The following is a 17,633-nucleotide window of genomic DNA, read 5'->3' as shown; positions in this document are numbered from 1 at the left end:
CCGGCCGGGATTAAGCCAAAAGGCTGCTGTCCGTGACGGCAGGTCACGGACAGCAGCCTTTTCAGGGTCGGCTCAGCGGCGCAATCGACTCAGGGCACAGACTCGCCGGCTCAGTCCATTCCGCGCAGGTCCAGGACCAGCTCGGTGTCGCCGTCGGCCTGCAGGAGCACCGGGATGCCCCAGTCCTGCTGGTACAGGTGGCAGGCCGCGTGGTCCGGGATCTCGCCGTCGGCGTCTTCGGGGCCATCGCACGCCGCCGCGCGGGCGGTGATGTGCAGGACGCCCTCGGGAACGTCAGAGGACAGCTCCAGGGTGCGCTGCAGGCCCACGGAGGTCCCGCCGCCGGAGACCAGCAGTTCGGGCGGCGTGGACGAGATCTTCAGCTGGGTGGGATCGCCCCAGCGGTCATCCAGCTTTTGCCCGGTGGGCGCCGTGAAGCGGACTGCGAGTTCAAGCAGCCCGGGCGCCACAGGGCTCTTGGGCCGGTGGGTCTGTGCCGCACCCTCATCCACCTGCTGCGCTTCCTTCGGGATGGGCACGTAGACCAGCTGGTGCTTGTTGGCCTCGACCACCACCAGCAACGGCTCGGTCCCGGCCACCTGGGTGTGGTCCACAATGACGTCCGAGGGCTCGGACAGCCCGCGGGCCAGCGTGGAGACGGTCCCCGTCGCGGGGTCGAAGCGGCGGACGGCGCCGTTGTAGGTGTCGGCGATCGCTACGGAGCCGTCCGGAAGCACCGTCACGCCCAGGGGGTGCTGCAGCCGTGCCTCTGGGGCGGGGCCGTCGCGGAAGCCGAAATCGAACAGACCCTTGCCAACGGCGGACTCGACGATGATGCTGCCGGCGTCGTCAATCACCAGTTTGCGCAGGGCAGAAGTCTCGGAGTCGGCCACCCAGATGTTGCCGTCGGCGTCCTCGGCGAGGCCGGAGGACTGGGCGAACCAGGCTTCGGCTGCCGGGCCGTCGAGGAGCCCCTCGAGGCCGTTGCCGGCGATGATCTTCACGGCACCGGACGTCGGCTCGAAGCTGAAGATCTGGTGCACGCCGGCCATCGCCACCACCACGGCTTGGAGTTTGGCGGACCAGACCACATCCCACGGGGAGCTCAGGGACACCGCAAGCGGATCCGGCTCCAGCCGGGCACCGTAGGCGGCGCCTTCCTCGTCCACGCGGGCAGGACCCGTCTCCAGGAGCCGCTGCACGCCGTTGCCGGCAAGCGTGCGGACTCTTCCGTCCGCCAGGGACAGCCCTCGGAGCCGGTGGTTCACGGAGTCGGCAATCAAGACGTCGTAGCCGGTCTCCGCGGCGACCTCCGCGGGCAGCAGCACGAGGCCCTGCGGTTCATTGAACCGGGCCGCGGCGGCCGTACCGTCAGTGTGGCCTTTTTCGCCGGAACCGTAGGTTGCCAGGACGGTCTGGAAATCGGTGGAGAGCTCCACGAGGCGGTGGTGCCCGGTATCGGTGACGAGCCAGGAGCCGGCTTCCGTGGCGCTTCCGACGCCGCGGCCGGCCGGGAGGTACAGGGCCTTACCGGGGAAGCGAAGCGTTCCCGACGTCGGCTCCGGCGCCACGTAGGGGCCGGAGCCGCGGTGCAGCGTGCCTTTGGCCTCGTGCTCGGCGATCAGCTCGGGGATCAGCACGGCGAGGCCGTCGGCGTGGCCCTCGCCGGAGAGGTGCGCCACGATGTAGCCCTCGGGGTCGATGACCACCAGAGTCGGCCAGGCGCGGGCCGTGTAAGCCTTCCAGGTCTCCAGCTCCGGGTCGTCAAGGACCGGGTGACGGATCTCGTAGCGTTCGACGGCGGCCGCCAGCGCCACGGGGTCAGCCTCGTGCTCGAACTTGGGCGAATGCACGCCCACGGTCACGAGGACGTCGGAGTACTGCTGCTCGAGCGGGCGGAGTTCGTCCAGGACGTGCAGGCAGTTAATGCAGCAGAACGTCCAGAAGTCCAGCAGGACGATCTTGCCGCGCAGGGATTCGAGGTCCAGGGACTTGCCGCCGGTGTTGAGCCAGTTACGGCCCACGAGTTCAGAGGCCCGGACCCGGAGGTGGGTGCGTACGGTGTCGGTCATCAGCGTCCTTCCAGCTTTGAATTGCGTTCGGCGAGCTTGGCATCGCGTTCTGCCAGCTTGGCAAACATGTCGTTGTAAGCGGTGAGATCGGCGTCGTTATTCCTGTCCGCCGCACGGTCGGTGCGTTTGGACTCGCGGGCGTCGGAACGGGACCACATGATGGCGACGCCGATCGCAACGAGAAGCGTGGGCACTTCGCCGATGCCCCAGGCCACCGCACCGCCCATTTGCTGGTCCAGCAGCGCGGAGGGCCCCCACGGGCGGCCGAGGTTGCCGAAATAGTCTGCGGCCAGCAGCCCGGTGCCGCCCATGATAGCGACTCCGAAGAACGCGTGGAAGCCCATGGTGGCCAACAGGAGCAGTAGGCGCATGGGGTATGGGGCGCGGCGCGGCAGCGGGTCGGTGCCGATCATGGTGAGCACAAAGATGTAGCCGGTGAGGGCGAAGTGCAGGTTCATGAGTTCGTGGCCCACGTGGTCCCGCATCGCGTAACCGAACGCGTCCGAGTAATAGAAGAGCACGATCGAGCCGGCGAAGTTGGCCGCCGCGAACAGCGGGTGGGTCACCAGCTGCGAGAACTTGGAGTGAATGATGATCAGCAGCCACTCACGCGGTCCGCGGGAGCTGTCGCGCCGCGGCGTCAGCGCCCGGAGCGCCAGTGTCATGGGAGCGCCGAGAACCAGGAAGATAGGGGCCACCATGGTCAGGGCCATGTGGTCCACCATGTGGGCGGAGAAGAGTACGCGGCCGTAGACCGAGGGCGGACCCGAGGTCACGTACGTGAGGACTACGAGTCCGACCGCCCAGTTGACCGTCCGGAACCAGGGCCACGAGTCGCCCCGTCGCAGGATCTTCCAGACACCGAGGACGTAGGCGACGAGGGCAAAGACCACGACGGCGATCCAGAGCCAGTCCGGCCGCCATTCCGTCAGCCACCGTTCCGGTGTCAGCTCCGGCGGCAGTTCGTAGCCGGAGAGAAGGAAGGCCGGCGACGCATCGGGGGCAAAGGTGGTGGGCTGTGGCGGGGCAGACCGCCCCAGCGCCACGGCAATCCCCGACGTCGCCCCCATGATGATCAGTTCCACGATCACGAGCTGCCACAGCACCCGGCGGGCGGACCGGCCCATTGCGCGGTTGCCCAGCTGCGGGATGACCCAGCGGCGGTGCATGAGCCCGATACCGCCCAGCACCAGGACCGCTGCCGTCTTGGCGAGGATCAGTTGTCCGTAGGCCGAGCCGAAGAGGTCGCTCCACGTGGTGAGGCGGATGCTGGCATTGATCACGCCTGAGGCAAAGACCAGGGCGAAAGCGAAACCTGCGAGTGATGAGAACCGGCGGAGTGTCGGCTCGGTGATGTCTGGTGTCCCCGCCGACGCGCCCTTGTTGCGGCCGCCGGCACCTGCGCCGCCCAGCACGCCGGAGAGGAGCGCCAGCATGATGATGCCCCCCACCCAGGCAGATACGCCTACCAGGTGCAGGCCGAGCGAGTTGATGGCACCCTCATGGTCGCTGGAGCTCGACGAGTGTCCGATCAGGGCGGCCGGGACCAACCCGATCAAGGACAGGATCAGCGTCAGTGCCAGCCCGCCGCGGGAGCGCACCCCGAACAGGACGGTAGTAACGACGGCGGCGATGATCACCACGGTCAGCCAGGCGCGTCCCGTTTCGATATCCGTCATGAAGTACACGAGGGACCGCGTGAATTCCGGATCCCCGGAAATGCCCTGCCCTGCAATGTCGGCATAGCCCAGGACCAGCACGGCGATCGCGGAGAGCGTCCAGACGGCGCCTGCGGCCGCGGCCACGGCCAGTGCCCGGGTGAAGGCCGGATGTTCCGGGGCGTCCCGTTGCTTGGACCGGGAGCCGGTCCTGTCCCGCGGGAGAATGCCGACGGCGAAGATCAGGCCACCGATCACGGTGGCCACGGCGACGTTGTGGATTGCTTTGCTCACCGGCAGACCCCAGCGCACCAGTGCCCCGGGATCAGAGACTTCGCGTGCGGCTGCAGCGCCGGAGAAGATGAGTGCCGCGGCCAGGCCCACGAACAACGCGGCGAGGCCGGCAATCAGCCACGGCCGGGAAATCCCGTCGGGGCCTTGGCCGGGGCCGCGCGCGTCCCCGGGGACGGGCGCTGCGGTTGTGGGAGTGGGATTTACTGCGGAAGGCACCCTTCCATTGTCCGCTACGCCGCCCGGCTCAGCGAATCGGTCCCGACCCCTCGAACGGCTGAACCGGCTAAACAAATCTGGCGAACCGGGTGCGGACGCAAAAGGAGCGGCAACCCGAGGGTTGCCGCTCCTTTCAAGCGCAAGAAGAAGACTACTTCTTCTTGGCGACTGCAGCCTTCAGCTTGGAGCCGGCGGTCAGCTTGACGCTGTGGCCAGCGGCAATCTGGATGGTCTCGCCGGTCTGCGGGTTGCGGCCGGTGCGAGCTGCACGGTCGGTACGCTCGACTGCGAGCCAGCCCGGGATGGTGATCTTCTCGCCCGCGGCGACAGAGGTCTCGAAGACCTCGAACAGTGCGTCGAGCACGGAGTTGACTGCTGCCTGGCTGGTGCCGGCCTTGCCCGCTACCTCTGCAACAAGTTCACTACGGTTCTTAGCCATTTATGTCCTCCTGGACGGTCATGATTTCTGGAGCCTGCACACGGCATGCGTACAAACCACTGTTCGAAAACTTACCAGCTTGGCGCCGCCGAGGTGGCAAATTCCGCGTGTTTTCGGCGTTTTTTGGGGAAAATCACTGGATTCGACGCCGATCGCGGTCAAATTGCGCCGAGAGCGGACGCCCCTCCATCAGTGCCGTTTTCACCGCAGTCCGTCGCCGTCCGTGCTGCCGGACTTGCCAACCCCTGGTGGCACGGCCAGGCCGGTATCCGGGCAGTCTGCGGGCCTTGTTCCCATTCCGACGCTCTCGCACGTCTGACAGGGATCGCTGCGGTGCTCCCGCACGTCCTGCAGTGCCGGCGCGCTCCTCGCTCACGTCCCGGGGGTGTGCCGGTGGTGGGGGTGGGTCGCGGGGTGTGTGATGTCTCAGGTGATGGGTTTTGTTGGTTAAATGCGGGAGGACCCCCAACCTGGTGGTTGGGGGTCCTCGACCTGAATGGTGTTCCGGCGGTGACCTACTCTCCCACACCCTCCCGGGTGCAGTACCATCGGCGCTGTGGGTCTTAGCTTCCGGGTTCGGAATGGGACCGGGCGTTTCCCCCACGCTATGACCGCCGTAACCCTTGCTCCGCCGCCTTCACCCTGGGGGGTGTGGCGGGGAAAACTGTGGTTACAACCTGCTGCACCGGTGTTGCTGGTGCAGTTGTGGTGTTGTGTATGTTGTTGTGGTTTTGTTCCTGTTGCAACGTGCCGCGGGTACGGGTTTGTTGGTTGGGAACCACATAGTGGACGCAAGCAGTCTTGTTTCTTTGTACCCTCCCCGTGGTGCGAACCCCTTTTGAAACGGGTTCGCGGGAAGAGTGTGTGGTGTAAGTTATCGGCCTATTAGTACCGGTCAGCTTCACGAGTCGTTAGTCCTCGCTTCCACATCCGGCCTATCAACCCAGTGGTCTGGCTGGGGGCCTCTCACACACAAGGTGTATGGAAATCTCATCTCGAAGCGAGCTTCCCGCTTAGATGCTTTCAGCGGTTATCCCATCCGAACGTAGCTAATCAGCGGTGCACTTGGCAGTACAACTGACACACCAGAGGTTCGTCCGTCCCGGTCCTCTCGTACTAAGGACAGCCCTTCTCAAATTTCCTGCGCGCGCAGCGGATAGGGACCGAACTGTCTCACGACGTTCTAAACCCAGCTCGCGTACCGCTTTAATGGGCGAACAGCCCAACCCTTGGGACCTACTCCAGCCCCAGGATGCGACGAGCCGACATCGAGGTGCCAAACCATGCCGTCGATATGGACTCTTGGGCAAGATCAGCCTGTTATCCCCGAGGTACCTTTTATCCGTTGAGCGACGGCCATTCCACAATGTACCGCCGGATCACTAGTCCCGACTTTCGTCCCTGCTCGAGATGTCTCTCTCACAGTCAAGCTCCCTTGTGCACTTACACTCGACACCTGATTGCCAACCAGGCTGAGGGAACCTTTGGGCGCCTCCGTTACTTTTTAGGAGGCAACCGCCCCAGTTAAACTACCCATCAGGCACTGTCCCTGACCCGGATTACGGGCCGAAGTTAGATGTCCAAAGTGACCAGAGTGGTATTTCAACGATGACTCCACCCGAACTGGCGTCCGGGCTTCAACGTCTCCCACCTATCCTACACAAGCCACTCCGAACACCAATACCAAACTATAGTAAAGGTCTCGGGGTCTTTCCGTCCTGCTGCGCGTAACGAGCATCTTTACTCGTACTGCAATTTCGCCGAGTTTATGGTTGAGACAGCGGGGAAGTCGTTACTCCATTCGTGCAGGTCGGAACTTACCCGACAAGGAATTTCGCTACCTTAGGATGGTTATAGTTACCACCGCCGTTTACTGGGGCTTAAATTCTCAGCTTCGCCTTGCGGCTAACCGGTCCTCTTAACCTTCCAGCACCGGGCAGGAGTCAGTCCGTATACATCGTCTTGCGACTTCGCACGGACCTGTGTTTTTAGTAAACAGTCGCTTCCCCCTGGTCTCTGCGGCCCCGATCCCCTCCCACCAGCGTGTGGTGTTCAAGGTTGGGGCCCCCCTTCTCCCGAAGTTACGGGGGCATTTTGCCGAGTTCCTTAACCATAATTCTCTCGATCGCCTTAGTATTCTCTACCTGATCACCTGTGTCGGTTTGGGGTACGGGCGGCTAAAACCTCGCGTCGATGCTTTTCTCGGCAGCATAGGATCACCGAATCCCCCCCTACGGGGGTCCCGTCAGATCTCAGGCATCATGAACGGCGGATTTGCCTACCGTTCGCCCTACATCCTTAGACCGGGACAACCATCGCCCGGCTCGGCTACCTTCCTGCGTCACACCTGTTAATACGCTTGCCTCCCAGGATCAGGTCCCGCGCTCCACCAAAACCCTCACACCCAAAGGGTGATCGGGCAGGTCTCGGGCGGTTAGTATCCCCTGTTCAACATGGGCGGTTTTTCGCCGGTACGGGAATATCAACCCGTTGTCCATCGACTACGCCTGTCGGCCTCGCCTTAGGTCCCGACTTACCCAGGGCAGATTAGCTTGACCCTGGAACCCTTGATCATTCGGCGGACGGGTTTCTCACCCGTCTTTCGCTACTCATGCCTGCATTCTCACTCGTGTAGGCTCCACCGCTGGTTTACACCGCGACTTCACCGCCCACACGACGCTCCCCTACCCATCCAGACGCCTGAACCACAAGGGCTTAGCTAATATCTGAATGCCACAACTTCGGCGGTGTACTTGAGCCCCGCTACATTGTCGGCGCGGAATCACTTGACCAGTGAGCTATTACGCACTCTTTTAAGGATGGCTGCTTCTAAGCCAACCTCCTGGTTGTCTTCGCAACTCCACATCCTTTCCCACTTAGCACACGCTTAGGGGCCTTAGTTGGTGGTCTGGGCTGTTTCCCTCTCGACTATGAAGCTTATCCCCCACAGTCTCACTGCTGCGCTCTCACTTACCGGCATTCGGAGTTTGGCTGACGTCAGTAACCTTGTAGGGCCCATTAGCCATCCAGTAGCTCTACCTCCGGTAAGAAACACGCAACGCTGCACCTAAATGCATTTCGGGGAGAACCAGCTATCACGAAGTTTGATTGGCCTTTCACCCCTACCCACAGCTCATCCCCTCCATTTTCAACTGAAGTGGGTTCGGTCCTCCACGACGTCTTACCGTCGCTTCAACCTGGCCATGGGTAGATCACTTCGCTTCGGGTCTAGATCACGCCACTGCAACGCCCTGTTCAGACTCGCTTTCGCTACGGCTTCCCCACACGGGTTAACCTCGCGACGTAACACTAACTCGCAGGCTCATTCTTCAAAAGGCACGCCGTCACCAGAATCAGACTGGCTCCGACGGATTGTAAGCACACGGTTTCAGGTACTGTTTCACTCCCCTCCCGGGGTACTTTTCACCTTTCCCTCACGGTACTGGTCCGCTATCGGTCATTAGGGAGTATTTAGGCTTATCAGGTGGTCCTGACAGATTCGCACGGGATTTCTCGGGCCCCGTGCTACTTGGGATACTTCACCAGGCGGTACACAACATTTCGGTTACGGGGCTCACACCCTCTACGGCCGGCCTTTCAAGACCGTTCACCTATGCCTGCACATCACACCTCACCAGCCCGGCAGAACTGGTATGGAAAGTCCCACAACCCCGACCATGCAACGCCCGCCGGCTATCACACATGGAACGGTTTAGCCTGATCCGCGTTCGCTCGCCACTACTAACGGAATCACTATTGTTTTCTCTTCCTGCGGGTACTGAGATGTTTCACTTCCCCGCGTTCCCTCCACGCACCCTATGTGTTCAGATGCGGGTCACCAGGCAGCTCGCGCCCCTGGCGGGGTTTCCCCATTCGGACACCCTGGGATCACAGTCCGGTTATCGACTCCCCCAGGCTTATCGCAGATTCCTACGTCCTTCTTCGGCTCCTAATGCCAAGGCATCCACCGTGTGCTCTTAAAAACTTGACCACAAAAGATCAATCAGAAATTTTCGAGAGAACCATGAAAACCACCACCACCGCCCCGAAGGACAACAGCGACAGATCCAGGTTCATATTCTTGGAAATTGCTTCTTATAAAAGATGCTCGCGTCCACTATGTAGTTCTCAAACAACAACCCCGTACCACACACCCCACACACACAACCCACACGGGCCGAACATGCATGATCGATGCAGCCAGGAAACCAGAAACACAAGTCCCGGAACAATCACGGCCAAAGCCGCAACCACCCGGTCCTGTTGTCTCAGGACCCAACAGTGTGCCAAACACTACCCCGCAGTCCACACCGGCGAGCGTTCCAGAACAGGAACCCCCGAAGGGACCCCGTTCGTACTTGCTGCCGGCACGTGCCGCCAGGCACCTATTTGTTGATATTCCACCCGTGAGCACCCGCCGCAGAACTTGCGTCTGCGCAACGGGCGTACTCCTGACAACCCCGCCACACTCAAATGCATGAGGCACGGTGGTTGTAGGCGCTCCTTAGAAAGGAGGTGATCCAGCCGCACCTTCCGGTACGGCTACCTTGTTACGACTTAGTCCCAATCGCCAGTCCCACCTTCGACAGCTCCCTCCCACAAGGGGTTAGGCCACCGGCTTCGGGTGTTACCAACTTTCGTGACTTGACGGGCGGTGTGTACAAGGCCCGGGAACGTATTCACCGCAGCGTTGCTGATCTGCGATTACTAGCGACTCCGACTTCATGGGGTCGAGTTGCAGACCCCAATCCGAACTGAGACCGGCTTTTTGGGATTAGCTCCACCTCACAGTATCGCAACCCTTTGTACCGGCCATTGTAGCATGCGTGAAGCCCAAGACATAAGGGGCATGATGATTTGACGTCGTCCCCACCTTCCTCCGAGTTGACCCCGGCAGTCTCCCATGAGTCCCCGCCATTACGCGCTGGCAACATGGAACGAGGGTTGCGCTCGTTGCGGGACTTAACCCAACATCTCACGACACGAGCTGACGACAACCATGCACCACCTGTGAACCGGCCCCAAAGGGGAAGGACTGTTTCCAGCCCGGTCCGGCCCATGTCAAGCCTTGGTAAGGTTCTTCGCGTTGCATCGAATTAATCCGCATGCTCCGCCGCTTGTGCGGGCCCCCGTCAATTCCTTTGAGTTTTAGCCTTGCGGCCGTACTCCCCAGGCGGGGCACTTAATGCGTTAGCTACGGCGCGGAAAACGTGGAATGTCCCCCACACCTAGTGCCCAACGTTTACGGCATGGACTACCAGGGTATCTAATCCTGTTCGCTCCCCATGCTTTCGCTCCTCAGCGTCAGTTAATGCCCAGAGACCTGCCTTCGCCATCGGTGTTCCTCCTGATATCTGCGCATTTCACCGCTACACCAGGAATTCCAGTCTCCCCTACATCACTCTAGTCTGCCCGTACCCACCGCAGATCCGGAGTTGAGCCCCGGACTTTCACGGCAGACGCGACAAACCGCCTACGAGCTCTTTACGCCCAATAATTCCGGATAACGCTTGCGCCCTACGTATTACCGCGGCTGCTGGCACGTAGTTAGCCGGCGCTTCTTCTGCAGGTACCGTCACTTTCGCTTCTTCCCTACTGAAAGAGGTTTACAACCCGAAGGCCGTCATCCCTCACGCGGCGTCGCTGCATCAGGCTTGCGCCCATTGTGCAATATTCCCCACTGCTGCCTCCCGTAGGAGTCTGGGCCGTGTCTCAGTCCCAGTGTGGCCGGTCACCCTCTCAGGCCGGCTACCCGTCGTCGCCTTGGTGAGCCATTACCTCACCAACAAGCTGATAGGCCGCGAGTCCATCCAAAACCACAATAAAGCTTTCCACCCCCCACCATGCGATGAGGAGTCATATCCGGTATTAGACCCAGTTTCCCAGGCTTATCCCAGAGTTAAGGGCAGGTTACTCACGTGTTACTCACCCGTTCGCCACTAATCCCCGGTGCAAGCACCGGATCATCGTTCGACTTGCATGTGTTAAGCACGCCGCCAGCGTTCATCCTGAGCCAGGATCAAACTCTCCGTTGAAGAAAAACAGACACAACATGCGCCCCCGGGAAAACGGGATGCACACGCTGCACAAAATTTGAAACCAGCTAAAAACACCAGACCACACCACGGGGTGGCGGGCCCGGCACATTCAACCAATTCAATACAATAAATTGGTATCAACAAACTTGGCACACTATTGAGTTCTCAAACAACAGACACACCCGGCACCACCACAACCAACAAACAGTCGCGGATCGCTCCGGAGCAACTTTTCAAACTTACCCGAGTCCGGACCGCTTTGCAAATCAACGTTTCCGCGACCCGCAAACCATCCAACCCGCCCCACCCAACCCGGAGCGCACAAAACGCCGACCAGATCAGGCCTTGAAATTTAGGGGATTGGCCGCCTCCGGTTCCCAGCATTTCCGCTGGTCTCCCTCGCGGCGACTTAGAAAACAATACACCCACCACGCCCCCACCGCAAACCCACCCCCACAGCACGGTCCTCGGGGCGTCTGGCCCGGAAATCCGGGGCGAACCGGGGCATGGACCCCGAAAATAGCGACCCGGCGTCGTTCTTCAGTTCTGTACCCTCCGTCACATCCTGACGCAACGCCGGATACCATCGGAGGGTGAGGGCATACCGCCGGCGCAGGAGACGAGCCTTTCTCCATCGGCGTGCCTCCCGGACGGCCACCAAACGCCAGCCGACCGTCACCGGCCTGTCACAGGGCGAGGTGGCCACGCGGGTCGAGCACGGGCTGACAAACCGCGTCCCGGACACCACCAGCCGGAGCCTGTGGCAGATCTTCCGGGCCAACGTCTTCACGCTCTTCAACGCAATCGTCGGCACGAGCTTCCTGCTGCTACTGCTCTTGGGACAATGGCAAGACGCACTGTTCGGCCTCGCCGCCGTCAGCAACGCCGTGATCGGCGTTGTCGAGGAATACAGGGCGAAGAAGTCCTTGGACCGGTTGGCTGTTCTCAACGCCCCGCTGGCAAGGGTGTTGCGCGAGGGTCAGATCCACGACATCGCCACGGCCGACGTCGTGAGGGACGACGTCCTGGTGTTGCGGGCAGGGGACCAGGTCACTGCCGACGCCGCAGTACTCGAGTCGTCCGGCCTCGAGGTGGACGAATCGCTCCTCACGGGCGAAGCAGACCCCGTGGACAAGGACGCGGGGACGGAAGTGCTCTCCGGATCGATCGTCGTGGCCGGCCACGGCACTGCCCGGGTTGTCCGGGTAGGGGCGGAGTCGTTCGCGAGCCGACTGACGGTCGATGCGCGTCGGTTCTCGCTGGTGAACTCCGAGATCCGCAACAGCCTTAACCGCGTACTGCGCTGGATTGCCTGGATCCTGCTGCCGGTGGCCATCCTCGTGATCAACGGCGAGATCCAGGCGCGCGGCGGCTGGCAGACCGCCTATTCCACCGGTGCCTGGACGCCGGCTCTGGTGGGCCTCATTGCCAGCATGATCGCGATCGTCCCGCTGGGACTCGTACTGCTCACGAGCGTGGCTTTCGCCGTGGGCGGGCTCCGGCTGGCCGGTCACAATGTGCTGATCCAGGAGCTCGCCGCTGTCGAGGGACTGGCACGCGTAGACGTACTGTGCATGGACAAGACCGGAACCCTCACAGAGGGAGGGCTGGTCTTCGATGCCGTCCACCCGTTGGCGCCGCAACCGGGATGGGAGCAGGTCCTGGCATGGTTTGGCGCAGAGCCCGAGGCAAACGCCACGGCACGCTGCCTGAGTACGGCTTTTGAGTACGACGGCAGCCTGCAGCCGGTGCGGTCAGTGCCGTTTTCCTCCGCCCGGAAGTGGAGCGGAGTCAGCTTCAACGGGCGCACGCGTGCGGCGCGCACCTGGATTCTCGGAGCGCCGGAGATGATGCTTGTGCAGGGGGAGGACTCGCCCAGACTTGAGACGTCCCCGGTCTCTGCTCCCGACGGCGCCGTCCCGCCCCAGAGCAACGAACCCAGCCGGGGCGACATCTTGCGTCAGGCCGGCGAACTGGCTGAGACAGGGCTACGGACGCTGCTTCTGGCCCGCGCTGATCAGTTGCCGAGCAATGGGAAGCTGGAGGAGCTGCCGGGGTCCCTCCATCCTGTGGCCCTGCTGACGTTCCGGGAACAGCCCCGCGCCGATGCCCGGGAGACCCTCAAGTTCTTCCGCGACGAGGGCGTCGGTTTGAAGATCATCTCCGGCGATGATCCCCGGACCGTTGCCGCCATTGCGCGCCGGATTGGCCTGGAGGTCACGGAGGGCTTCGACGCACGCTCACTCCCCGAGGATCCGTTGCACCTGGAGGAAGTGATGGAGTCGAACATGGTTTTTGGTCGGGTGACTCCGGCCCAGAAGAGGGCTATGGTCGAGGCGCTGCAACGCCGGGGACACACCGTGGCAATGACCGGCGACGGCGTCAACGATGCCCTTGCGCTGAAGACAGCCGACCTTGGCATCGCCATGGACTCCGCGGCGCCCGCAACAAAGGCCGTGGCGCGTCTGGTGTTGCTCGACGGCCGCTTCGACCGACTTCCCGGGGTCCTTGCTGAAGGCCGGCAGGTGATCGCCAATATCGAACGCGTCTCGAGCCTCTTCCTGAGCAAGACCGTCTACGCGACGGCTATCGCAGTGACGTTCGGGCTCCTGGACTGGAAGTTCCCCTTCCTTCCCCGCCAGCTGTCCTTCACTGACGGCCTGACAATCGGAATCCCGGCGTTCTTTTTGGCGCTCATGCCGAACCCGCGCCGCTACCAGCCTGGATTCCTGCGCCGGGCCCTCTGGTTCTCCGTGCCGGCAGGACTTATCGTGACGGCCTCGCTGCTCACGCTCAATGCCCTGGCGCCGCTGTCCGGCACGGCGACGCCAGAACAAGTCAGCAGCGCCTCGGTGCTGACGCTGTCCATCGTTGGGCTGTGGATCCTCTCGGCTGTGTCCCGGCCCCTCAATGCAGGGCGTCTTGCTGTGGTGGTGGCCATGAGCGCCTCCTTGGTGGCCCTGCTCAACCTGCCGCTCGCGCAAGAGTTCTTCCTGCTCTCACGGCCTCCGGGCGGGTTGTTGCTCGCGGCGGTGGCATGCGGGGCCGCCGGGGGCCTCGGAGTCGAGGTTCTGGCCCGGGTCCACGCCCGCGCCTTCCCGGTGCAGGGGCTGGGCCGGAAGTGAAGGAGAGTCCCGCCCGCGGACGTTCCACAGGTGAGGGAGGTCCCCCGGGGGGTGTGCCGGTGGTGTGGGTGGGTCGCGGGGTGTGTGATGTCTCAGGTGATGGGTTTTGTTGGTTAAATGCGGGAGGACCCCCAACCTGTGGTTGGGGGTCCTCGACCTGTAATGGTGTTCCGGCGGTGACCTACTCTCCCACACCCTCCCGGGTGCAGTACCATCGGCGCTGTGGGTCTTAGCTTCCGGGTTCGGAATGGGACCGGGCGTTTCCCCCACGCTATGACCGCCGTAACCCTTGCTCCGCCGCCTTCACCCTGGGGGGTGTGGCGGGGAAAACTGTGGTTACAACCTGCTGCACCGGTGTTGCTGGTGCAGTTGTGGTGTTGTGTATGTTGTTGTGGTTTTGTTCCTGTTGCAACGTGCCGCGGGTACGGGTTTGTTGGTTGGGAACCACATAGTGGACGCAAGCAGTCTTGTTTCTTTGTACCCTCCCCGTGGTGCGAACCCCTTTTGAAACGGGTTCGCGGGAAGAGTGTGTGGTGTAAGTTATCGGCCTATTAGTACCGGTCAGCTTCACGAGTCGTTAGTCCTCGCTTCCACATCCGGCCTATCAACCCAGTGGTCTGGCTGGGGGCCTCTCACACACAAGGTGTATGGAAATCTCATCTCGAAGCGAGCTTCCCGCTTAGATGCTTTCAGCGGTTATCCCATCCGAACGTAGCTAATCAGCGGTGCACTTGGCAGTACAACTGACACACCAGAGGTTCGTCCGTCCCGGTCCTCTCGTACTAAGGACAGCCCTTCTCAAATTTCCTGCGCGCGCAGCGGATAGGGACCGAACTGTCTCACGACGTTCTAAACCCAGCTCGCGTACCGCTTTAATGGGCGAACAGCCCAACCCTTGGGACCTACTCCAGCCCCAGGATGCGACGAGCCGACATCGAGGTGCCAAACCATGCCGTCGATATGGACTCTTGGGCAAGATCAGCCTGTTATCCCCGAGGTACCTTTTATCCGTTGAGCGACGGCCATTCCACAATGTACCGCCGGATCACTAGTCCCGACTTTCGTCCCTGCTCGAGATGTCTCTCTCACAGTCAAGCTCCCTTGTGCACTTACACTCGACACCTGATTGCCAACCAGGCTGAGGGAACCTTTGGGCGCCTCCGTTACTTTTTAGGAGGCAACCGCCCCAGTTAAACTACCCATCAGGCACTGTCCCTGACCCGGATTACGGGCCGAAGTTAGATGTCCAAAGTGACCAGAGTGGTATTTCAACGATGACTCCACCCGAACTGGCGTCCGGGCTTCAACGTCTCCCACCTATCCTACACAAGCCACTCCGAACACCAATACCAAACTATAGTAAAGGTCTCGGGGTCTTTCCGTCCTGCTGCGCGTAACGAGCATCTTTACTCGTACTGCAATTTCGCCGAGTTTATGGTTGAGACAGCGGGGAAGTCGTTACTCCATTCGTGCAGGTCGGAACTTACCCGACAAGGAATTTCGCTACCTTAGGATGGTTATAGTTACCACCGCCGTTTACTGGGGCTTAAATTCTCAGCTTCGCCTTGCGGCTAACCGGTCCTCTTAACCTTCCAGCACCGGGCAGGAGTCAGTCCGTATACATCGTCTTGCGACTTCGCACGGACCTGTGTTTTTAGTAAACAGTCGCTTCCCCCTGGTCTCTGCGGCCCCGATCCCCTCCCACCAGCGTGTGGTGTTCAAGGTTGGGGCCCCCCTTCTCCCGAAGTTACGGGGGCATTTTGCCGAGTTCCTTAACCATAATTCTCTCGATCGCCTTAGTATTCTCTACCTGATCACCTGTGTCGGTTTGGGGTACGGGCGGCTAAAACCTCGCGTCGATGCTTTTCTCGGCAGCATAGGATCACCGAATCCCCCCCTACGGGGGTCCCGTCAGATCTCAGGCATCATGAACGGCGGATTTGCCTACCGTTCGCCCTACATCCTTAGACCGGGACAACCATCGCCCGGCTCGGCTACCTTCCTGCGTCACACCTGTTAATACGCTTGCCTCCCAGGATCAGGTCCCGCGCTCCACCAAAACCCTCACACCCAAAGGGTGATCGGGCAGGTCTCGGGCGGTTAGTATCCCCTGTTCAACATGGGCGGTTTTTCGCCGGTACGGGAATATCAACCCGTTGTCCATCGACTACGCCTGTCGGCCTCGCCTTAGGTCCCGACTTACCCAGGGCAGATTAGCTTGACCCTGGAACCCTTGATCATTCGGCGGACGGGTTTCTCACCCGTCTTTCGCTACTCATGCCTGCATTCTCACTCGTGTAGGCTCCACCGCTGGTTTACACCGCGACTTCACCGCCCACACGACGCTCCCCTACCCATCCAGACGCCTGAACCACAAGGGCTTAGCTAATATCTGAATGCCACAACTTCGGCGGTGTACTTGAGCCCCGCTACATTGTCGGCGCGGAATCACTTGACCAGTGAGCTATTACGCACTCTTTTAAGGATGGCTGCTTCTAAGCCAACCTCCTGGTTGTCTTCGCAACTCCACATCCTTTCCCACTTAGCACACGCTTAGGGGCCTTAGTTGGTGGTCTGGGCTGTTTCCCTCTCGACTATGAAGCTTATCCCCCACAGTCTCACTGCTGCGCTCTCACTTACCGGCATTCGGAGTTTGGCTGACGTCAGTAACCTTGTAGGGCCCATTAGCCATCCAGTAGCTCTACCTCCGGTAAGAAACACGCAACGCTGCACCTAAATGCATTTCGGGGAGAACCAGCTATCACGAAGTTTGATTGGCCTTTCACCCCTACCCACAGCTCATCCCCTCCATTTTCAACTGAAGTGGGTTCGGTCCTCCACGACGTCTTACCGTCGCTTCAACCTGGCCATGGGTAGATCACTTCGCTTCGGGTCTAGATCACGCCACTGCAACGCCCTGTTCAGACTCGCTTTCGCTACGGCTTCCCCACACGGGTTAACCTCGCGACGTAACACTAACTCGCAGGCTCATTCTTCAAAAGGCACGCCGTCACCAGAATCAGACTGGCTCCGACGGATTGTAAGCACACGGTTTCAGGTACTGTTTCACTCCCCTCCCGGGGTACTTTTCACCTTTCCCTCACGGTACTGGTCCGCTATCGGTCATTAGGGAGTATTTAGGCTTATCAGGTGGTCCTGACAGATTCGCACGGGATTTCTCGGGCCCCGTGCTACTTGGGATACTTCACCAGGCGGTACACAACATTTCGGTTACGGGGCTCACACCCTCTACGGCCGGCCTTTCAAGACCGTTCACCTATGCCTGCACATCACACCTCACCAGCCCGGCAGAACTGGTATGGAAAGTCCCACAACCCCGACCATGCAACGCCCGCCGGCTATCACACATGGAACGGTTTAGCCTGATCCGCGTTCGCTCGCCACTACTAACGGAATCACTATTGTTTTCTCTTCCTGCGGGTACTGAGATGTTTCACTTCCCCGCGTTCCCTCCACGCACCCTATGTGTTCAGATGCGGGTCACCAGGCAGCTCGCGCCCCTGGCGGGGTTTCCCCATTCGGACACCCTGGGATCACAGTCCGGTTATCGACTCCCCCAGGCTTATCGCAGATTCCTACGTCCTTCTTCGGCTCCTAATGCCAAGGCATCCACCGTGTGCTCTTAAAAACTTGACCACAAAAGATCAATCAGAAATTTTCGAGAGAACCATGAAAACCACCACCACCGCCCCGAAGGACAACAGCGACAGATCCAGGTTCATATTCTTGGAAATTGCTTCTTATAAAAGATGCTCGCGTCCACTATGTAG

The 17,633-nt window shown here is 60.9% G+C and carries 4 protein-coding genes and 5 rRNA genes; 1 reads left to right on the top strand and 8 read right to left on the bottom strand.

The window, feature by feature from the left end; genetic code table 11:
- Nucleotides 1-110 precede the first annotated feature (110 nt).
- The 6 genes from ACVWZ7_RS12435 to ACVWZ7_RS12410 all read right to left on the bottom strand — a co-directional run bounded on the left by ACVWZ7_RS12435 (nucleotide 111) and on the right by ACVWZ7_RS12410 (nucleotide 10,714).
- A complete protein-coding gene (locus ACVWZ7_RS12435) occupies nucleotides 111-2,072 on the bottom strand; it encodes an NHL domain-containing thioredoxin family protein (protein ID WP_456508011.1) in 1,962 nt (653 codons plus the stop codon).
- Nucleotides 2,072-4,240 carry a cytochrome c oxidase assembly protein gene (locus ACVWZ7_RS12430; RefSeq protein WP_456508010.1) on the bottom strand — a complete coding sequence of 723 codons (2,169 nt, stop codon included), beginning with the start codon at nucleotides 4,238-4,240 and terminating at the stop codon, nucleotides 2,072-2,074. Before ACVWZ7_RS12430 ends, ACVWZ7_RS12435 begins: the two co-directional genes overlap by 1 nt.
- 151 nt (nucleotides 4,241-4,391) lie before the next feature.
- Nucleotides 4,392-4,679, bottom strand: a complete 288-nt coding sequence (locus tag ACVWZ7_RS12425; protein ID WP_011776355.1) for an HU family DNA-binding protein — start codon at nucleotides 4,677-4,679, stop codon at nucleotides 4,392-4,394.
- Nucleotides 4,680-5,181: 502 nt separating this feature from the next.
- A 5S ribosomal RNA gene (rrf, locus tag ACVWZ7_RS12420) occupies nucleotides 5,182-5,298 on the bottom strand.
- A 245-nt stretch (nucleotides 5,299-5,543) separates the two neighbouring features.
- Nucleotides 5,544-8,670: ribosomal RNA gene (locus tag ACVWZ7_RS12415) — 23S ribosomal RNA — on the bottom strand.
- 517 nt (nucleotides 8,671-9,187) lie between these two features.
- Nucleotides 9,188-10,714 (bottom strand): 16S ribosomal RNA (locus ACVWZ7_RS12410).
- Together the 16S, 23S and 5S rRNA genes form the textbook arrangement of a ribosomal RNA operon.
- A gap of 596 nt (nucleotides 10,715-11,310) precedes the next feature.
- Between ACVWZ7_RS12410 and ACVWZ7_RS12405 the strand changes: the two genes are divergently transcribed.
- Nucleotides 11,311-13,842 (top strand): HAD-IC family P-type ATPase, encoded by a 2,532-nt coding sequence (locus tag ACVWZ7_RS12405; protein ID WP_456508009.1) that lies wholly within the window; start codon nucleotides 11,311-11,313, stop codon nucleotides 13,840-13,842.
- Between the two features lie 168 nt (nucleotides 13,843-14,010).
- On the opposite strand, the gene rrf (ACVWZ7_RS12400) is transcribed toward ACVWZ7_RS12405, so the two are convergent.
- Nucleotides 14,011-14,127, bottom strand: a 5S ribosomal RNA gene (gene rrf, locus ACVWZ7_RS12400).
- A gap of 245 nt (nucleotides 14,128-14,372) precedes the next feature.
- Nucleotides 14,373-17,499, bottom strand: a 23S ribosomal RNA gene (locus ACVWZ7_RS12395).
- Nucleotides 17,500-17,633 lie beyond the last annotated feature (134 nt).

The organism is Arthrobacter sp. TE12232 (assembly GCF_054062615.1).
This window is presented reverse-complemented; position numbering and strand designations above follow the sequence as displayed.